Annotated in this window: 17 protein-coding genes; 10 read left to right on the forward strand and 7 right to left on the reverse strand. The window is 67.7% G+C overall.

What is annotated here, in order from left to right; translation table 11 throughout:
• Positions 1 to 22: 22 nt before the first annotated feature.
• Positions 23 to 910, forward strand: coding sequence for an aldose 1-epimerase family protein (locus PV646_RS14035; protein ID WP_500341846.1), 888 nt, complete (start codon positions 23 to 25; stop codon positions 908 to 910).
• 56 nt (positions 911 to 966) lie between these two features.
• Entirely contained in the window at positions 967 to 2,175 is a 1,209-nt protein-coding gene (locus tag PV646_RS14040) for an amidohydrolase (protein WP_500341847.1), read from the forward strand.
• On the opposite strand, the gene PV646_RS14045 is transcribed toward PV646_RS14040, so the two are convergent.
• Entirely contained in the window at positions 2,172 to 3,311 is a 1,140-nt protein-coding gene (locus PV646_RS14045) for an acyl-CoA dehydrogenase family protein (protein WP_500341848.1), read from the reverse strand. The genes PV646_RS14040 and PV646_RS14045 overlap by 4 nt on opposite strands.
• 82 nt (positions 3,312 to 3,393) lie before the next feature.
• On the opposite strand from PV646_RS14045, the gene PV646_RS14050 reads away from it, so the two are divergent.
• The 4 genes from PV646_RS14050 (at position 3,394) to PV646_RS14065 (ending at position 7,900) form a co-directional block, all read left to right on the forward strand.
• Positions 3,394 to 3,984 carry a TetR/AcrR family transcriptional regulator gene (locus PV646_RS14050; RefSeq protein ID WP_500341849.1) on the forward strand — a complete coding sequence of 197 codons (591 nt, stop codon included), beginning with the start codon at positions 3,394 to 3,396 and terminating at the stop codon, positions 3,982 to 3,984.
• Positions 3,985 to 3,989: 5 nt separating this feature from the next.
• Complete coding sequence (locus PV646_RS14055; RefSeq protein WP_500341850.1) at positions 3,990 to 4,922, forward strand: carbohydrate kinase family protein; 933 nt, start codon at positions 3,990 to 3,992, stop codon at positions 4,920 to 4,922.
• 223 nt (positions 4,923 to 5,145) lie between these two features.
• Positions 5,146 to 6,459 (forward strand): citrate synthase, encoded by a 1,314-nt coding sequence (locus PV646_RS14060; protein WP_500341851.1) that lies wholly within the window; start codon positions 5,146 to 5,148, stop codon positions 6,457 to 6,459.
• A gap of 196 nt (positions 6,460 to 6,655) precedes the next feature.
• Positions 6,656 to 7,900, forward strand: coding sequence for a cryptochrome/photolyase family protein (locus PV646_RS14065; protein WP_500341852.1), 1,245 nt, complete (start codon positions 6,656 to 6,658; stop codon positions 7,898 to 7,900).
• On the opposite strand, the gene PV646_RS14070 is transcribed toward PV646_RS14065, so the two are convergent.
• The gene (locus PV646_RS14070) at positions 7,890 to 9,071 is read right to left on the reverse strand and encodes an ABC transporter permease (protein WP_500341853.1); all 1,182 of its coding nucleotides are present in this window, start codon (positions 9,069 to 9,071) and stop codon (positions 7,890 to 7,892) included. The genes PV646_RS14065 and PV646_RS14070 overlap by 11 nt on opposite strands.
• A complete protein-coding gene (locus tag PV646_RS14075) occupies positions 9,068 to 9,976 on the reverse strand; it encodes an ABC transporter ATP-binding protein (protein WP_500341854.1) in 909 nt (302 codons plus the stop codon). Before PV646_RS14075 ends, PV646_RS14070 begins: the two co-directional genes overlap by 4 nt.
• A gap of 129 nt (positions 9,977 to 10,105) precedes the next feature.
• Between PV646_RS14075 and PV646_RS14080 the strand changes: the two genes are divergently transcribed.
• Genes PV646_RS14080 through PV646_RS14090 form a run of 3 tightly spaced genes read left to right on the forward strand, consistent with a single transcriptional unit; the run spans position 10,106 to position 12,568 of the window.
• Complete coding sequence (locus tag PV646_RS14080) at positions 10,106 to 10,558, forward strand: YbaB/EbfC family nucleoid-associated protein (RefSeq protein WP_090065808.1); 453 nt, start codon at positions 10,106 to 10,108, stop codon at positions 10,556 to 10,558.
• Between the two features lie 19 nt (positions 10,559 to 10,577).
• Positions 10,578 to 10,886 carry a hypothetical protein gene (locus tag PV646_RS14085; protein ID WP_189160657.1) on the forward strand — a complete coding sequence of 103 codons (309 nt, stop codon included), beginning with the start codon at positions 10,578 to 10,580 and terminating at the stop codon, positions 10,884 to 10,886.
• Complete coding sequence (locus PV646_RS14090; RefSeq protein WP_500341855.1) at positions 10,883 to 12,568, forward strand: WXG100 family type VII secretion target; 1,686 nt, start codon at positions 10,883 to 10,885, stop codon at positions 12,566 to 12,568. Before PV646_RS14085 ends, PV646_RS14090 begins: the two co-directional genes overlap by 4 nt.
• A gap of 61 nt (positions 12,569 to 12,629) precedes the next feature.
• Here PV646_RS14090 and PV646_RS14095 read toward each other — a convergent pair whose 3' ends face one another.
• Both PV646_RS14095 and PV646_RS14100 read right to left on the reverse strand, forming a co-directional pair.
• The gene (locus PV646_RS14095; protein ID WP_500341856.1) at positions 12,630 to 14,015 is read right to left on the reverse strand and encodes a glycerol-3-phosphate dehydrogenase/oxidase; all 1,386 of its coding nucleotides are present in this window, start codon (positions 14,013 to 14,015) and stop codon (positions 12,630 to 12,632) included.
• Entirely contained in the window at positions 14,012 to 14,587 is a 576-nt protein-coding gene (locus tag PV646_RS14100) for a TetR/AcrR family transcriptional regulator (protein ID WP_500341857.1), read from the reverse strand. Before PV646_RS14100 ends, PV646_RS14095 begins: the two co-directional genes overlap by 4 nt.
• Here PV646_RS14100 and PV646_RS14105 point away from each other — a divergent pair.
• Positions 14,586 to 16,148, forward strand: a complete 1,563-nt coding sequence (locus PV646_RS14105) for an FAD-binding oxidoreductase (RefSeq protein ID WP_500341858.1) — start codon at positions 14,586 to 14,588, stop codon at positions 16,146 to 16,148. The two genes, PV646_RS14100 and PV646_RS14105, sit on opposite strands and share 2 nt — an antisense overlap.
• Before the next feature lie 369 nt (positions 16,149 to 16,517).
• On the opposite strand, the gene PV646_RS14110 is transcribed toward PV646_RS14105, so the two are convergent.
• Complete coding sequence (locus PV646_RS14110) at positions 16,518 to 17,537, reverse strand: NADP-dependent oxidoreductase (protein WP_500341859.1); 1,020 nt, start codon at positions 17,535 to 17,537, stop codon at positions 16,518 to 16,520.
• 83 nt (positions 17,538 to 17,620) lie between these two features.
• Positions 17,621 to 18,085 carry a GNAT family N-acetyltransferase gene (locus PV646_RS14115; RefSeq protein ID WP_500341860.1) on the reverse strand — a complete coding sequence of 155 codons (465 nt, stop codon included), beginning with the start codon at positions 18,083 to 18,085 and terminating at the stop codon, positions 17,621 to 17,623.
• Positions 18,086 to 18,167: the final 82 nt, after the last annotated feature.

Genomic DNA, 18,167 nt, shown 5'->3' on the forward strand with positions numbered 1-18,167 from the left:
TGGCCCCGTAGGCTTCAGCCTCATGTTGGGGATCTCGTACGAGGGTGCCACCGCCGTGATCACGACTGTAGGCGCGGGCCTGCGGTCTTTCGAGGTGGACGGTGTTCCGTACGTGGAGACGTTCGGGGCCGACGAGAAGCCGCCGATGAGTGCCGGGGCCGTGCTGGTGCCCTGGCCCAACCGGACCGCAGGTGCCTCGTGGGTGCTCGACGGGGTCCGGCAGCAGCTCGAGGTCACCGAGCCCGCCCGTGGGAATGCCGTTCACGGGCTGCTGCGGCGTCGTCCTTGGGCCGTGCTGGAACACACCGGTTCGTTGGTGTCGTTGCGTGCGTTGATCGAGCCGCAGGCCGGGTGGCCTGCCGCTCTGGACGTCACCGTGTCGTACGCGTTGGACGATCGCGGGTTGACGGTCACGCACGGGGTCACGAACGTCGGTGATGTGGCCACACCGTTCGGCGTCGGCACGCATCCGTACCCGCGGGCCGGGAACGCCTCGACCGATTCGTGCACGCTGACGTTGGCCGCGACCACGGTGTTGCCGCTCGACACCGAACGGATGGTGCCCTCCGGCCCCGCCGTGCCGGTGGAGGGCACCTCGTACGACTTCCGGGCCGGCCGGGTGCTCGACGGCGTCCGGCTGGACACACCGTTCGGCGGGTGCGAGCCGGGCGAGGACGGGCTGATCCACCACACGCTCACTTCCGGTGACAGCGGGGTCGAGGTCTGGGCCGATCCGGCGTTCCGGTGGGTGCAGGTCTACACGCCTGACTCGTATCCGGGACGGGGGCGGGCGGTGGCCGTCGAGCCGATGACGTGCCCGCCGGACGCGCTCAACTCCGGGGTGGACCTGATCAGGGTGTCTCCCGGAGAGTCCTGGGGAGCGCGGTGGGGGATCCGGCCGCTGGCCTGACAGCGGGTGCGTTCCGGGGTGGCCGAGGGCCCGAATAACCATTAGCGTTGCTAACCATGAACATCGCGATCACCGGTGGCTACGTCGTGCCCGTCGACGGCGAACCCGTCGAGGGCGGGACCGTCCTCATTCAGGACGGCAAGATCGTCGCGGTCGGCGCCGACGTCGAGATCCCGGACGGGATCGAGGTCGTCGACGCGGACGGGGCTTGGGTGTTGCCCGGGTTCGTCGAGGCCCACGGGCACATCGGCGTCCACGAGGAGGCCGAGGGCTGGGCCGGCCAGGACACCAACGAGATGACCGATCCCGTCGGAGCGCGGATGCGGGCGCTCGACGCGATCAACCCCGCGGACCTCGGCTTCGCCGACGCGCTCAGCGGTGGTGTCACCACCGCGGTGATCAAGCCCGGTTCCGGCAACCCCATCGGTGGTCAGACGGTTGCGATCAAGTGCTGGGGACGGACCGTCGACGAGATGCTGGTCAAGGAGCCGGTCAGCGTCAAGAGCGCGCTCGGCGAGAACCCCAAGCGGGTCTACGGCGACAAGGGCAAGCTGCCGTCCACGCGGCAGGGCGTCGCGGCTGTCATCCGGGACGAGCTGACCAAGGCGCAGGACTACCTGGCGAAGAAGGCCGAGGCGGAGAAGGACGGGAAGGCGTTCGACCGCAACCCCACGCTGGAGATCCTGGGCAAGGTCCTCAACGGTGAGCTGCCCTGGTGCCAGCACGCGCATCGGGCGGACGACATCGCCACGGCGATCCGGCTGTCGGAGGAGTTCGGCTACAAGCTGATCCTCAACCACGGCACCGAAGGGCACCTGATCGCGGACGTCATCGCGGACAAGCGGATCCCGGTCATCATCGGGCCGCTGTTCACCACTCGGTCCAAAGTGGAGCTGCGGAACCGGGGACTGCGCAACCCCGGCATCCTGGCGCGGGCCGGGGTGGAACTGGCGATCACGACGGACCATCCCGTCATCCCGATCCACTTCCTGGTGCACCAGGCCACCTTGGCGGTGAAGGAAGGGCTCGACAGCGACGTCGCGCTGCGGTCGATCACGACGAATCCCGCGCGGATCATGGGACTGGACGACCGGGTCGGCTCGTTGAAGCCGGGACTGGACGGTGACGTCGTGATCTGGTCGGGTGATCCGCTCGACGTGATGAGCCGTGCGCTGCACGTTTACGTGCAGGGGCGTGAGGTCTACACGTGGGACGAGCGCAAGGGTGAAGGGGTCGTGGCCGACCCCTTCTACCGCGAGAACTAGCGCAGGCCGCGGCCGATCACCAGGCGCTGGATCTGGTTGGTGCCCTCGAAGATCTGCAGGACCTTGGCCTCGCGCATGTAGCGCTCCACCGGGAAGTCACGGGTGTAGCCGGCCCCGCCGAGCACCTGGACGGCGTCGGTCGTCACCTTCATCGCCGCGTCCGTGGCGATGAGCTTGGCGATCGACGCCTGCTGGCGGAACGGGAGACCGCGGTCTCGGCGGCGGGCCGCCATCAGGTAGGTCGCCCGGGCCGACTCGACCGCCGCGGCCATGTCGGCGAGCAGGAACTCGAGGCCCTGGAACTCGATGATCGGACGGCCGAACTGGGTTCGGGTCTTGGCGTAGGCGACCGCCTCGTCCAGGGCCGCCTGGGCCAGGCCCACGGCGCAGGCGGCGATGCCGAGACGACCGGAGTCCAAAGCGGACAGTGCGATCTTGAGGCCGTCGCCCTCGTTGCCGATCAGGCGGTCGGTGCCGAAGTGGACGTCGTCGAACGCCAGCTGCGCGGTGATGGAGCCGGTGAGGCCCATCTTGCGTTCCGGGGTGGCGGCGGTGATGCCCTGGGCCTCGCCGGGGGACAGGAAGCAGGAGATCCCGCGTCCCGCGTCCGGGCTCGTGCGGGCCATGAGGGTGTAGAAGTCGGCGGCGCCCGCGTGGGTGATCCACGCCTTGGTGCCGTTCACGACGTACTCGGAACCCTTGCGGACCGCCCTCGTCGACATGGCGGCCGGGTCGGAGCCCGCCTGGACCTCGGACAGGGCGTAGCCGCCCAGCAGTTCGCCTTCGAGCATTTCCGGGAGCCAGCGGTCCTGCTGTTCACGGGTGCCGAAGGTGGCCAGGCCGTAGCAGGACATCACGTGCACCGAGAGGCCCACGGCGACCGTCATCCACGCTGAGGCGACCTCTTCGAGGGCCTGCAGGTACACCTCGTAGGGCTGCTCGCCGCCGCCGAACTCCTCGGGGTACGGGAGGCCCAGCAGACCCGACCTGCCCAGCAGGCGGAACGCGTCGCGGGGGAACTTCTCGTTCTCCTCGGCGTCCGCGGCGTGGGGCTTCAGCTCGTCCCGCGCGATCTCCTTGACCAGCGCGATCAGGTCCTCGGCCTCTTGCGTGGGGAGCAACCGCTCGGCGGGCATCGTCGACCTCCGGTGTGTACTGGTAGCTGTACTCTAGTGCGTTGTGCAGTACACCAGCCAGTCAATGTGGCAGGGTCGACACATGACGCGGGCGCTCACGCAGCGGCAGGCCGAGCTGCTCACCCGGTTGGAGGCGTTGTTCCTCGCCGAGGGCTTCGGGCATCTCACCCTGGACGACATCGCGGGCAGGCTGCACTGCTCGAAGTCGACGCTGTACGCGCTCGCCGGCAGCAAGGAACAGCTGGCGGTCCGGGTCGTCGGCCGGTACTTCAAGGGTGCCGCCGAACGCATCGAGAAGCGCATCGTGGGCCTCGACGACGTGCGCAAACGCATCGGCAGTTACCTCGCGGGGGCTGCGGAGGAGCTGAGCAAGGCCTCGGCGGCGTTCATCGCGGACGTGTCCGACTTCCCGCCCACGCGCGCCACGTACGAACGCAACGCGCGCGCTGCGGCCGAGCGCATCAAAGCGTTCATTCAGGACGGTGTGGAGCGGCACGTGTTCCGCGAGGTGCACGCCACGTTGTTCGCCGAGATGGCCGGCCTGCTCATCGAGGGCATCCAGACCGGTGTCCTCACGAAACGGGCAGGCGTTTCGGACGCCGAGGCGTTCACCGCGCTGGGCGAACTGCTGTTGGATGGGCTCCAGAGGAACGGGGTCTCCCAGAAGGAGTAGAGCGCGTGATCGTGGTTGCTGGTGAGGCACTGGTCGACATGGTGCCGGTAGGGGCCGACGAGCTCACGCCGCTCGCGCCGAAGCTCGGTGGCGGGCCGTACAACGTGGCTGTCGCGCTCGGGCGGCTGGACGTGCCGACGGGCTTCCTGTCGCGGGTGTCGACCGACCACTTCGGCGAGCAGTTGGTCAAGCGGCTGCACGCGTCGAACGTGGGAACGGATCTGGTCCAACGTGGACAGGAGAACACCACGCTCGCCGTCGTCGGGCTCGCCGAGGACGGGTCCGCGCGCTACGCGTTCTACGTCGAGGGCACGGCCGACCGGCTCGTCGAGGACCCCGGACCGCTGCCTTCCGCAGCGAAGGCCGTCTCGTTCGGCACGCTCTCGCTCGTGCTGGAGCCCGGCGCCTCGGTCTACGAGACGGTGCTGCGGCGCGAGAGCAAGCGCTTGCTCACGGCGCTCGACCCCAACATCCGGGCGGGTCTCATCCACGATCCGGGCGCTTATCGGGCGCGGTTCCGGTCGTGGCTGCCCGACGTCGGCCTGTTGAAGCTCTCGGTCGAGGACGCGCAGTGGCTCGCCGAAGAAGACGACGTGATCGAGATCGCAAGGACGTGGATTTCACAGGGCCCCGCCGCCGTGGTCCTGACGAAAGGTGGTGACGGTCTGTCCGTGATCACGGCCACCGGACAGGTCGACGTGCCACCCGTGAAGGTGGACGTGGTCGACACGATCGGGGCGGGTGACACGGTGCAGGGTTCCCTGCTCGCGTGGCTGCACGACCACGACGCGTTGAGTGCGGAGAAGATCCGTGGCCTCTCCACGGAGGAATGGACCGCCGCATTGACTTACGCCGGTGCGGCCGCCGCGATCACATGTTCACGTGCGGGTGCGGAGCCGCCTTTTGCGAGCGAACTCACCGCCGCGTTGGGTGGATAAAACGGAGGATCGGACTACCGTGGGGTTGCCGCGCTAGAAACTGGCATTGCGGATGTGATGCCGGTCCCATCTCACAGAATCGGTTCACACCGCTGCTGCGAGGCGGGCCTTCCGCCGACTAGCGTGAGTGGACTTGAAGACTCAGATCCCAACGGGGTGGTCCGAGACGACGGCGGCCTGTGCTGGCCGCCGCCACCCCGTCCGAGCGTTGAGAGGGACTTGAATGCCCGACGCGACGACTGCGCCGACCGACCCACAGACCGTCGCGCTGCGCCATGAGGGCGGAGAGCTCGAGATGAAGGTGGTGCCGGCGTCCGAAGGCGCGTCCGGCATCGAACTCGGCAAGCTGCTGTCGACCACCGGTCTGGTAACCCTGGACACCGGTTTCGTCAACACGGCCTCCTGCTCCTCCGAGATCACCTACATCGACGGTGACGCCGGAATTCTGCGTTACCGCGGGTACCCGATCGAGCAGTTGGCCGCGCGCTCCAACTTCGCGGAGGTCAGCTACCTCCTCATCTACGGCGAGCTGCCGACCGCCGCGCAGCTCGAGGACTTCTCCTCCAAGATCAGCAGGCACACGCTGCTGCACGAGGACCTCAAGCGCTTCTTCGACGGCTTCCCGCGCGACGCGCACCCGATGCCGGTGCTGTCGTCCGCGGTCTCCGCGCTGTCGACCTTCTACCAGGACTCGCTGTCGCCGTTCGACTCGAACCAGGTGGAGATCTCCACGATCCGCCTTCTCGCCAAGCTGCCGACCATCGCGGCCTACGCGTACAAGAAGTCGGTCGGCCAGCCGTTCCTCTACCCGGACAACTCCCTTGGCCTGGTGGAGAACTTCCTGCGGATGACCTTCGGGTTCCCGGCCGAGGCCTACGACCTCGACCCGGACCTGGTCCGCGCGCTCGACCTGCTCTTCATCCTGCACGCCGACCACGAGCAGAACTGCTCCACGTCGACCGTGCGCCTGGTCGGCTCCTCCGAGGCGAACCTGTTCGCGTCCATCTCCGCGGGCATCAACGCCCTGTTCGGCCCGCTGCACGGCGGCGCGAACAGCGCGGTGCTGGAGATGCTGGAGAAGATCAAGAACGACGGCGGCGACGTGCAGTCGTTCGTCAACAAGGTGAAGAACAAGGAGGACGGCGTCCGTCTGATGGGCTTCGGCCACCGGGTCTACAAGAACTACGACCCGCGCGCCGCGATCATCAAGAAGACGGCCGACGAGATCCTCGGCAAGCTCGGCGCCGACGACCAGCTGCTCGACATCGCGAAGCAGCTGGAAGAAGCCGCCCTGAGCGACGACTACTTCATCTCCCGCAAGCTCTACCCGAACGTGGACTTCTACACGGGTCTGATCTACCGGGCGATGGGCTTCCCGACGAAGTTCTTCACCGTGCTGTTCGCGCTCGGCCGGCTCCCCGGCTGGATCGCGCACTGGCGCGAGATGATCAACGACCCGGCCACCAAGATCGGCCGCCCGCGGCAGATCTACACCGGCCCGACCGAGCGCGACTTCATCGCGATGGAGAACCGCTGATCACGGGCTAGTTCTTCTGGCAGGCTGAGGGCGCGTCACCCGCTGGGTGGCGCGCCTTTCGCGTTGCTGGGGTTGGTGCGTGACGGACGTGCGTGCCGAGGCCGCCTGAGCTCGTCGTGCGGACGGCTACCGCGGCCCTCACCCGTACGGGCTCGCCCGTCATGCAGACCCGCCCGGCCCGCTTTAGCGTCGAGACGTGAGTTCCCCACCCTCGCTCGTCTGGTTCCGCCGTGATTTGCGGACATCCGATCATCCCGCGATTCTCGCGGCAGCCGAAAGATCGCCCCGCGCACTCGCGTTGTTCGTTCTCGACGACCGGTTGCTGAAACCGTCCGGACAGCGGCGAATCGATTTCCTGCACCGCTGTTTGCACGCCCTGAACGACGAACTGGGCGGTCGTCTGATGGTCGTGCACGGTGATCCGGTGAAGGTCGTCCCGCGCATCGCGAAGGAAATCGGCGCGGAGAGCGTCCACATCTCCGCGGACTACGCGCCGTACGGTCGCAAACGTGACGAGGCCGTCGAGGAAGCGTTGGGGGACATCGAACTCGTCCGTTCCGGCTCGCCCTACGCCGTCGCGCCGGGGCGGGTGCGCAAGCAGGACGGCACGCCGTTCAAGGTCTTCACGCCGTTCCGCAACGCCTGGCTGGAGCACGGGTGGCGCAAGCCCGCGGACACCGACGCGTCCACTCTGGACTGGATCAAGCCGGATCACTCCCAGAAACTCCCTGCTGTCGAGGAGAAACTCCCCGACGCGCTGCAGCTGTGGGAGGAGTTCCGCGACGAACGGCTGGCGGACTACGACACGACCCGCGACCGGCCCGACATGGACGCGACGAGCAGGATGTCGGCGTTCCTGCGGTGGGGGGTGCTGCACCCGCGCACGTTGCTCCAGGACTGTGACGGAACGTATCGCAGCGAGCTCGCGTGGCGTGAGTTCTACGCCGACGTGCTGTGGCACAAGCCGGAGACCGCGCGCGAGAACTACGACCGCAAGTTCGACCGCATGGTGCACGACGACGACCAGGAGCTGTTCGAGGCCTGGAAGCAGGGGCGCACCGGGTTCGGGATCGTCGACGCCGGGATGCGGCAGCTGCTGCAGGAAGGCTTCATGCACAACCGGGTGCGCATGATCGTCGCGAGCTTCCTGGTCAAGGACCTGCACCTGCCGTGGTGGTGGGGCGCGCGGCACTTCATGGAGCACCTGATCGACGGTGACATCGCCTCGAACCAGCACAACTGGCAGTGGGTCGCGGGCAGCGGCACGGACGCCTCGCCGTTCTTCCGCGTCTTCAACCCGATGACGCAGGCCAAGAAGTTCGACCCGGACGGCGCGTACGTCCGCAGGTACGCGCCGGACTCGTCGAAGATCCAGCCGATCGTCGACCACGCGGTCGAACGCCAGGTGGCGCTCGACCGCTACCAGGCCATCAAAGCTTGAGGGCCTCGCGGAGCTTGACGCGAGCGCCGGTCCGCAGCACGGCGTTCGCGTAGACCTTGCCGCCCAGCCACGTGATCGCCGCGATCGCCAGCAGGGCCAGCACGATCGAGAGCAGCACCTGCCAGGCCGGAGCGACGCCCAGCGCCATCCGGCCCGGCATCAGGATCGGGGCGAACGGCGGCAGCAACGACAGCACGGTCACGGTGGGGCCGGAGGGGCTGCCGATCATCAGGTTGATGCCGGCCACGAACGCCACGATGATCGTCATGCTGATCGGCGTCAGCACCGACTGCAGCTCCTCCTGCCGTGACACCAGCGACGCGGCGGCCGCGAACACGGTGGCGTACAGGAAGAAACCGAGCAGGTACCAGAGCACCCCGATCAGCAGCGCGGTACCGCCCAGAGCGCTCACGTCGATCACGTCGAACGCGGACGAGAGCCCCAGGCCGACCGTGGAGATCACCAGCAGTTGCAGCAGACCGACCGCGCCGAGGCCGATCACCTTGCCCAGCAACAACTGCCACGGCCGCAGGGTCGCGAGCAGGATCTCCACGACCCGGCTGGACTTCTCCTCGACCACGCCCTGCGCGACCATCGTGCCGTAGACCAGCAGCGAGTAGTACAGCAGCGCGGCCACTATCAGGCCGATCGCGAGGCGCTGACCTCGTTGCGGGTCAACGGGTTCCAGCGCGGTGACGGCGACGTTGGCGTTCGCGAGGCTCTGCGCGACCTCCTGCGGGTTGATGCCCGCCTCCGCCAGCTGCGCGGTCAGCACCTGCTGGCGCAGCACGTCGTTCAGCGCCGTCGCCAGCACGTCGTCGCCGGAGCCCTTGACGATCATCTTCAGCTCCGGCGGCGCGCCGGTCACCAGGGCGTCCAGCGAGCCGTCGCGGACCTGCTGCTCGGCGTCGGTCGCGGTCGTGACGTCCCGCGTCTCGACCTCGATGCCGAACGCCTTCGCCTTGTCCCGCAACGGGTCCGCGAGTTGAGTCGCCTGCCCGGAGAGACCGACGACGCTGTGCTGCTGGTCGTCGAACAGCACGGACTGCAGCACCACGTACCCGGCGAGCACAGCGATGATCACCGCTGTGCCGATCAGGAACGACCTGGTGCGCACCTTCGTGACGAACTCGCGCTTCGCCACCAACGAGACCGCTCGGGCCGACGTCATCCGCTCCTGCCCTCAGTGGTCACCACGTTGCGGAACAACTCCGTCAGCGACGGGCGCTGCCGGGAGAACTCGTGCACGGGACCGGCCGCGAGTGCCGCGTGCAGCACCGTCTGGTCGTCCGTGCCGTCGGCGAGCTCCAGGACGCACCGCGTCCCGTTCCTCTCGATCACCCGCACGGCGTCCAGCGTGGCAGCCCAGTCGGTCGTTGGCGACTCAACGACCAGGCGAGCCGCGCCACCCGACCGGAGCTCGTCCACCGTTCCGCTCGCGACCATCGCGCCGGCGCTGATGATGCCGACCCGGTCGCACAGCCGTTCCACCAGGTCGAGCTGGTGGCTCGAGAACACCACGGGCACCCCGGCGGACGCCTTCTCGCGCAGCACCTGGCTCATCACGTCCACCGCGACCGGGTCGAGGCCGGAGAACGGCTCGTCGAGCACCAGCACGTCCGGCTCGTGCACCAGCGCGGCGGCCAGCTGGACGCGCTGCTGGTTGCCGAGGCTCAGCCGCTGCACCTCGTCCGTGCGGCGGTCGCGCAGCCCGAGGCGCGCGATCCAGTTCTCCGCGCTCGTGTGGGCCTCGTTGGTGCCCATGCCGTGCAGCTCGGCCAGGTAGACCAGCTGGTCCAGCACCTTCATCCGCGGGTAGAGGCCGCGCTCCTCCGGCATGTAGCCGATCCGGCGCCGGGTGTCGAGGTCGACGGTTCTGCCGTTCCACCGCACCTCGCCGGAGTCGGCCGAGAGCACGCCCAGCGCGATGCGCATGGCCGTGGTCTTCCCGGCGCCGTTGCTGCCGACGAACCCGAAGAGCTCGCCGGCGCGCACGTCGAAGGACATGTCCCGCAGGGCGACGACCTCCCCGTAGCGCTTGGAGATCCGGTCGATCTCCAGCACTCCCTCAGGCACGGTGAACCCCTTCGTTAGCCCGGATGGCGGTAATCGCACTGAAAGTATCGGTGAGCAGGGAACGAGTGAAACGATACGGGCGTCTACGGCGAATCGAATGAACGACCAATTCACTCAACGGGGGTGACCATGGAGCCCATTGACCCGGATCAGTGGCTCAAGCAGTACGGGGCCAAGATCGAGCAGGCCAAGCAGCACGCTGAGCAGGCACGCGACCAGCTTGGTGGTGTCGGCGGTAGCGCCAGCTCGCCGGACGGCCTGATCACGGTGACTGTCAACGCCACAGGCGTTCTGACAGACCTCCAGATCAAGCCCGAGGCCCGTGGCATGGACCCCAGTGAGATCGCCTCCGCCGTGCTCGCCGCTTCCACCAAGGCCCAGCGTGACGCCTCCGGCCGTGTCGTGCAGATCATGACGGACTTCGTCGGTGACAGCCCCGCGCTCGAGTTCGTGAAGGCGCAGATGCCGAACGGATACAAGGGCGACGGAACCGACGAGGAGGAACCGAAGTCGGAGTTGGAGCGCAAGGACGTCCGGCCCGACGACGAGTACTTCACGAACCCGCCCGACGTCATGGCCTGAGTGCAGGAGGGGGTTAGGCATGCAGCAGCACTTCAACATCGACCTGGACGAGCTGAGAACCCACGCCGCGAACGTGGACCGGCTCATGGAACGGATGCGCAAGGCCACCGAGACGTGCGATCCGGGTGCTCTCACGACTGAGGCGTTCGGCGTGTTCCTCGGGTTCCTGGCGTCGAAGGTCCTCCAGGAGGCGGGCCTGTCGCAGGACGGTCTCGGCAAGGCCGCGAACTCGCTGATGGACATGGCGAGCGGGCTCAAGCAGACCGTCGAGCAGTACGAGCAGGTCGACCTCGACAACATGTTCGGCTTCAAGGGAGGCCGGGGATGAACGCCCCTGCGACGCAGTCCGGCAGCGGTGACACCGCTCAGCTGTTCAACAACATCTCGAACGCCTACTCGTCCATCGAGAGCGGCGACTGGGTCAGCGGCGGTCTCGGCATCGCGAACGCGGCCATGAGCATGGTCGGCAACGGCTCGAACCCCCTCAGCGGCTTCCTGTCCGCGGGCTTCAGCTGGGCCATCCAGCACGTCGACTTCCTGCGCGAGCCGTTCGACGTCCTGCTCGGCAGCCCCGAGTCCATCGCCAAGATGTCCGAGTCGTTCAAGAACGCGGGCAAGCAGGTCAAGGGCATCGCGACCGAGTACGAGAAGATCTGCGTCTCGCAGACCCGCGAGTGGCAGGGCAGGGCGGCCGACGGCTACCGCGCCGCGGCCAAGCGGCACGCGACCGGCCTGGAGACCCTCGCGAAGTCGGTCGACGGCATCGCGGGCGCGGTGAAGGGCGCCGGTGAGCTCGTCGGCACCGTCCGCAAGATGATCATGGACCTGATCAGCCAGGCCGTGTCCGACATGGTCATGAAGATCATCCAGTGGCTGGCGGCCTCGTTCCTGACCTTCGGCGCGGCCATCGCGGGCGCGATCGCGGACATCGTCACGACCGCGGTCAACTACGCGAAGAAGCTCTCCGACTTCCTGCAGAAGCTCGTCGGCTCCGTGCAGAAGCTGATGAAGCTGATCCAGTCGGTCTCGCAGATCGCCAAGGCCGCCGAGACGATCATCGACGCGATCTCCACGATGGCGAACAAGGGCAAGGGCGGCGGCGGTGGCGGTCCCGTCCGCACCACCTCCGGTGGTTTCGACGGCATCCGCGCCGACGACCAGTCCCGCGCGTCCGCCGGTGCGGGCGGCACGTTCACCAGTGGCGTCAACGACAACTCGACCAGCCGGCCGACCGGTGGTGACGGCCTGACCAACGTCCGTCCCGGCTACGGCGGCGGCAACACCGACGGCTGGCAGGGCTCGTACGGGCAGGGACCGAACGTCGGTGCCGGTCCGGCCGTGCGTCCCGGCTGGACGCCCTCCGGCAACTCCGGCGGCCCCTACACCCCTCCCGGCAACCCGGGCGGCGGCGCGGGTGGCGGCGGGGGCTACGTCCCGCCCGGTTCGGGTTCTGGCGGGGGGACCGGTTCCGGTCCGGGTCGCTGGGTCCCGGGTCACTGGGAGCCCGACACGACCACGACGGCCGGTGGCAACGCCGGGGTCAAGCCTCCGTCGATCGGCGTCCCGCCGACCACGGGCAACCCCGACTGGTACCGGCCGACGACCGACCACGCCGCGACCGCTGCCTCTGGTGGCGCCGGCGGCGGAGCGGGCGGCGGCGTGCCCAAGGGCGGCGGCGGAGGCGGCGGTGGCGGTATGCCCCCCGGCTTCGGCGGTGGCCCTGCCGGTGGCGGTGGCGCCGGTGGTACCTCGGCCACGCAGTTCGGCGGCGCGGCGGGCGTCATGGCGTCCGGCAGCGGTGCCGCTGCTCCTGCCGCACCCGCCGGTGGTGCCGGTGGCGGTGGTGGTGCCAAGGGTGGCGCCGGCATGGGCGGCATGATGGGTGGCGCTCCGATGGCCGGCGGTGCCGGTCAGCAGGGCGGCAGCAACGAGCACAAGCGGAAGGTGCGGATCGAGGGCGAGTCCCTGGTCGAGCCTCCGAAGGCCGCGAAGCCGGTCATCGGCGAGTGATCTGACCGCCTTCTGATCTCCTTGCGCTGAAACGGGGCGTCCTTCGCGGACGCCCCGTTTTTCATGCGTTCGTCAGGAGTTTCGCGATCTCCGGTGCGGCCTTCTCGCGGTCCTTCGGCACCAGGCCGATGCGCGTGCGCCGGTCGAGGACGTCGTCGGCGTCCAGCGCGCCCTCGTGCCGGATCGCGTGGACGACGTCGGCCTCGGTGACTCCCGGTGCGATCGGGGTCGTCGGCGCCGGCCTGTCGTCGACCAGGCGGATGTCCTTGGTGCGACAGGGCACCCGCGTCAGGTTCGTCGCGTCCACCGCGTCCGCCGCCATCCTGCGGTAGGTGGTGAGCTTGCCGCCGACAACCGTGATCACACCGTTCGGTGCCGTCAGCACGGCGTGGTGACGGGAAAGGTCTGCCGTCTGGCCCTGGGCTTCGAGCAACGGGCGCAGGCCCGCGTAGCTGCCGATGACGTCTGCTCGCGTGAGCTTTCGTTGCAGGACGTGGGACGCGGTCGTGAGCAGGAAGTCCACATCGGACTCCGGCACCTGCGGCACGTCCGGGATGTCGTCCACCGGCTCGTCGGTGAGGCCCAGGTAGGCGCGGCCGTTCGCTTGCGGCAGAAGGAGTGCGTAGCGGTTGCGCTCGCCCGGGACGGGGATGGTCAGCGCTGTGCCGGTGAGTCCTGCGCTTCGTGCGTCGATCACCAGATGTGAGCCGCGGGACGGGCGCAGGTGCACGGGGGCGAGCGTGCCGGCCCAGACGCCCGTCGCGTTGATCACTGCTCTGGCCTTGACGCTGAAAGTGGTGCCGGTGAGCGTGTCCTGTGCTTCGGCGCCATCGCCTTGCAGTGTCACGACCTTCGCGCGGGTGATGATCCTCGCGCCCTGTCCGGCGGCTGTTCTGGCCAGCGCCACCACGAGCTGGGCGTCGTCGACGAGCTGGCCGTCGTAGCTCAGGAGTCCGCCGGTGAGCTTGTCCGGTGCCAGTCCCGGGACCAGTGCGAGGGCTTCGTGTCTGGGTACCCGGCGAGGGCTCGGCAGCACGTCCGACGGCGTGCGGGCGGCGATGCGCAGCGCGTTGCCGGCGCGGAAACCCGACATGACGAAGTGGCCCGCGGTGGCGTGCAGGGGGAACAGCATCGGCAACGTGCGCGTGAGGTGCGGCGCCGTCCTGGTCATCAGGATGCCGCGCTCGACGGCGCTCTCGTGAGCGAGCCGCACGTCGCCCTTCGCGAGGTAGCGCAGGCCGCCGTGGACGAGCTTGCTGGACCACCGCGACGTCCCGAACGCCAGGTCGTGCGCCTCCAGCAGCACGGTCCTGAGGCCCCGGGAGGCCGCGTCGAGAGCGACGCCCGCACCCGTGACCCCGCCGCCGATGACGAGCACGTCGGCGACTTCTGTTCGTGCTGCTTCGAGGTCTTGCAGGCGCCTCGCGGCGTTCAGGGACGTGTTCACGGCTTCAGGGCTCCGTCCAGCTGCTTGGCGAGCTCTTCGAGGAGCGAGGTGAAGTCGAGTCCGGACGTGACGGGCCTGGTGCTCAGCACCATCGACTGCGTGCTCAGCAGCACCACCCTGGCCTGGGTCTTCGCGTCGCCGAAGCGGATCGACCCGTCGAGGTGACCGGCTTCGATCTGCGCGACGAGGAACTGCTCGACCAGCCGCTGGGTGCTTCCCAGACGGTCGGTCAGGTACGGCAGCATCAGGTCGGCGTCGAGTTGCAGGACGCGTTGCATCAGCGGGTTGGCTTCCAGCAGCCGGATGGCGTCCACGGCCCGTTTCACCAGCTGCTCGCGTGCGTTGCCGTGGCCGCTCGCCTGCTCGACCGCTTCGAGCAGAGCGGCGAACTCCCTGGTCATCAAGGCCCTGACGAGGTGGTCGACGTCCGGGTAGCGGCGGTAGAGCGTCATGCGGCTCACGTTGGCGCGTTTCGCCACGTCGGTGAGGGTGGTCCGGCGGACCCCCACTTCCAGAACACACTCACGGGTGGCGTCGAGCAGGGCGTCGTGGGTGTGACGTTGAGACGTCATGTGTAACACTGTAGCAGTGACCAGGGCCCGTTGGACTTCCGAAACCGTGCCGTTGCCGCCTCATGCGCTGGCTTGGCTCAGTCAGCGTGTCGGGCTGGGGGAGCCTCTTGCCGAGGTGGCTGTTGTGGTGCCTCCGTCTGCGTTGACCGCAGACGCGTTCACCGCGTTGGAGGCTGTGTGCACTGTCTCCGTGGAGGACGCGGATCGGGTCGGGCGGGCCGGTGGGCTGTCCTACCTGGATCTGTTGCGTCACCGGGGGCATGGGGAGTTGGCTGTGCCCGATGCTGTGGTGCTGCCTGCCTCGCCTGAGGAAGTCGTCGAGGTGCTTTCGGTTTGCGTCGAGTACGACATCGCTGTGGTGCCGTTTGGCGGGGGCACTTCGGTTGTCGGTGGGGTTGAGGCTCTTCGCGGCCCGAAGTCTGCTGTTGTGGCGTTGGATCTCGCTGGGCTCGGGCGGCTTGTTTCTGTCGATCCTGTGTCACGGGTTGCTGTGTTGCAGGCTGGGGTCACCGGGCCTGAGGCCGAGCGGTTGTTGGGGGAGCACGGGTTCACGCTGGGGCATGTGCCTCAGTCGTTCGAGCGGGCGACCATTGGGGGGTTTGCTGCCACTCGGTCTGCTGGGCAGGCGTCCTCCGGGTATGGGCGGTTCGAGGACATGGTCGAGTCGGTTCGGGTTGCCACTCCTGTGGGGGAGTGGGTTGCCGGGGCTGCTCCTGCTTCTGCTGCCGGGCCTGATCTGAAGCAGCTGGTGCTGGGTAGTGAGGGGCTGTTTGGGGTTATTACCGAGGTTTCTGTTCGGGTTCGGCCTCGGCCGTACGGGCCTCGGTATGAAGGGTTTGTGGTTGACGGGTGGGAGGCCGGGGTCTCGCTCGTGCGGTCGTTGGCCCAGGACGGGGTGTTGGCTGACATCACTCGGTTGTCCGATGTGGACGAGACCGAGGTTGCCCTGGCGTTGGCTGGGTCTCGGGCTGATTTTGTGAAGAAGTACTTGCGGATGCGTGGGGTCAAGGCGCCCTGTTTGGTGATTCTCGGGTGGGAGTGCCGGTCTCGTTCTGCGACCATGAGTGCTTTGAGCGGGCATCGGGTTGTTCGGCTTGGGCGGGCTATGGGGGCCTCTTGGCTGCATGGGCGGTTCAACGGGCCTCGGCAGCGGGATGCGTTGATCGATGCCGGCGTTTGTGTCGAGACGTTGGAGACTGCTACTCACTGGTCTCGGGTTTCTGAGCTTCGGGATGCCGTTCGGGGTGCTCTGGTTGCCGAGTTGGGGGACCCTGTGGTCATGTGCCATGTCTCGCATGCTTATGAGACTGGGGCCTCGTTGTACTTCACCGTGTTGGTGCCTCGGGATCTCGAGGATCCTGTCGGGCAGTGGGGGCGGGCCAAGGTTGCTGCTTCTGATGCTATTTCTCGGGTTGGGACCATTACGCATCATCATGCTGTGGGGCGGGATCACCTTCCGTGGTTGGAGAAGGAGATCGGGGCTGTGGGGGTTGGGATTCTTCGGGCGGTCAAGGATCGGGTTGATCCGACTGGGATTTTGAATCCTGGGAAGTTGGTTTAGGGGCGCGGCTGTTGCGTCGCGTTCCCCAGATGCGTTGGCGGGCCTGCGGTTGCGTGCTTTCCCTGGGGGCGCTGCCCCCAGACCCCCGGCAATCTGATCAGGGGGCCCGCGCCAGCCGTAGGTAGATGGCACGCCTGTTGCTTTGGGCGGCTGCCGGTTGCTTAGAGGGTGGCGTCGGCGGTGGGGTCCCATCACGAGTCACACCAAGAGCGGGCCACATCAGAGAAGGGGTGTCAAACCGCCGAAAAGCGTGGCGGTTTGACACCCCTTCTCTGATGCAGCAAGGCTATGGCGCGACTCGTGATGGGACCCCACCGCCTGGAGCGCCTGCGAAAGACTAAGGACGGCTCGCCTTCGGCTTTGCTGCTGTCAGGCGTCGAACTTCACGAGCATCTTGCCCGTGTTGTCTCCTCGCAGCATGCCCAGGAAGGCTGACGGTGCCTTTCGGGCGCCGCCTTCGATGATGGTTTCGGTGTACTTCAGGTCGCCGTTGGCGATCCACTGGCCCACCTCGGCGATGAAGTTCTGCTGGAGGTTCTGGTGGTCGCTCACCAGTAGGCCTCGGAGGGTCAGGCGCTTTGCGATCACCTGGACCAGGTTGCGGGGGGCCGCTGACGGGGCGGTGTCGTTGTACTGGGCGATTGCTCCGCAGATCGCTACGCGGCCGTGCAGGTTCAGGGACGAGATGGCTGCCTCGAGGTGTTCGCCGCCCACGTTGTCGAAGTAGACGTCGATGCCGTTGGGGGCCGCTGCGGCCAGCTGTTCGGCTACGGGGCCGTCCTTGTAGTTGAAGGCTGCGTCGAAGCCCAGTTCTTCGGTCAGGTACTTGACCTTCTCTGCCGAACCTGCGGAGCCGATCACCCTGCTGGCGCCCTTGAGGCGGGCGATCTGGCCGACGATCTGGCCCACCGCGCCTGCTGCGCCCGAGACGAAGACGACGTCGCCCGGCTTGAACTCTGCTGTTGCCAGTAGGCCTGCGTAGGCGGTGAGGCCCGGCATGCCCAGGACGCCTAGGTACGCGGAGAGTGGGGCCACTGACGGGTCGACCTTCACGGCGTGCTTTGCGTTGACGACGGCGTATTCGCGCCAGCCGAGGCCGTGCAGGACGTTGTCGCCTGCTGCGAGGGTTTCGACTCCTGCGCCCACCGAGACGACCTCGCCCACCGCGCCGCCCTCCAGTGGGGCGCCTACCTGGAAGGGCGGGACGTAGGACTTGACGTCGTTCATGCGGCCTCGCATGTACGGGTCGACGCTCATGACCTTGTTGCGCACCAGGATCTGGCCTTCGCCCGGGGTCGGGATCTCGACTTCGGCGATCTCGAAGGTGTCGTCGGTCGGCCAGCCGTTCGGGCGGGACGCGAGTCGGACCTCTAGTGCGGTGGTGGTCATGGTGTGGCCATCTCCCTCGTTCATTATGCGGATCGGTTATCCGTTTCAACCGTCTGGTGGTGACGACTGTTCCGGACTGTGACCTAGACCGCAGGGAGAAGCGTGGTGACGTCGCGGTATGCGAAGCCGAGCTTGCGGTAGACGGCGATTGCGGTGGCGTTGTAGTTCTCCACGAAGAGGGCGCAGGTGCCGTAGAGGGTCAGGAGGGTTGAGGTGACGAACTGGCAGATTCGCTGGCCCAAGCCCTGGTTCGTGTAGGACGGGTGGACTGCCACGCCCATCATGAAGCCGACGTCGGTCGAGGACCAGGCTTCTGCTGCGGTGGCGATGAGGTGGTTGTCCTGGTGGATTCCTGCCCAGCGGCGGACTCCCTGTTCGCCTGGCCAGGCCCAAGAGCTTGGGTTTGCCTCGCGCAGGAGGGGTTCTACGCCTTCTGGGGTGCTCAGCCAGGTGGCGTTTGTCGGGAGGTCAAGGGTGCCTGTTCGGTCCATCCAGCCGAAAGGCTTGTCCTCCCGCCACGGGGAGGGCATCAGCGACGCCACTTCCACGGCCAGAGGGCGTTCTAGGAGTGGGCGTAGCTCTATGCCTCTCCCGTGAGCCGCTAAGAGGGACGCCACGCCTTCGGCTGGG

It is taken from the genome of Streptomyces sp. ID05-26A, assembly GCF_033794685.1.
Taxonomy (GTDB): domain Bacteria; phylum Actinomycetota; class Actinomycetes; order Mycobacteriales; family Pseudonocardiaceae; genus Lentzea.

Bases quoted from the DNA above. Each gene is read 5' to 3' on its own strand.
- PV646_RS14050 (WP_500341849.1), top strand. From the start codon at position 3,394: ATGACGCGGGCGCTCACGCAGCGGCAGGCCGAGCTGCTCACCCGGTTG.
- PV646_RS14085 (WP_189160657.1), top strand. From the start codon at position 10,578: ATGCAGCAGCACTTCAACATCGACCTGGACGAGCTGAGAACCCACGCC.
- PV646_RS14070 (WP_500341853.1), bottom strand. From the start codon at position 9,071: ATGACGTCGGCCCGAGCGGTCTCGTTGGTGGCGAAGCGCGAGTTCGTC.
- PV646_RS14105 (WP_500341858.1), top strand. From the start codon at position 14,586: ATGTGTAACACTGTAGCAGTGACCAGGGCCCGTTGGACTTCCGAAACC.
- PV646_RS14040 (WP_500341847.1), top strand. From the start codon at position 967: ATGAACATCGCGATCACCGGTGGCTACGTCGTGCCCGTCGACGGCGAA.
- PV646_RS14035 (WP_500341846.1), top strand. From the start codon at position 23: ATGTTGGGGATCTCGTACGAGGGTGCCACCGCCGTGATCACGACTGTA.
- PV646_RS14100 (WP_500341857.1), bottom strand. From the start codon at position 14,587: ATGACGTCTCAACGTCACACCCACGACGCCCTGCTCGACGCCACCCGT.
- PV646_RS14045 (WP_500341848.1), bottom strand. From the start codon at position 3,311: ATGCCCGCCGAGCGGTTGCTCCCCACGCAAGAGGCCGAGGACCTGATC.
- PV646_RS14110 (WP_500341859.1), bottom strand. From the start codon at position 17,537: ATGACCACCACCGCACTAGAGGTCCGACTCGCGTCCCGCCCGAACGGC.
- PV646_RS14060 (WP_500341851.1), top strand. From the start codon at position 5,146: ATGCCCGACGCGACGACTGCGCCGACCGACCCACAGACCGTCGCGCTG.
- PV646_RS14080 (WP_090065808.1), top strand. From the start codon at position 10,106: ATGGAGCCCATTGACCCGGATCAGTGGCTCAAGCAGTACGGGGCCAAG.
- PV646_RS14090 (WP_500341855.1), top strand. From the start codon at position 10,883: ATGAACGCCCCTGCGACGCAGTCCGGCAGCGGTGACACCGCTCAGCTG.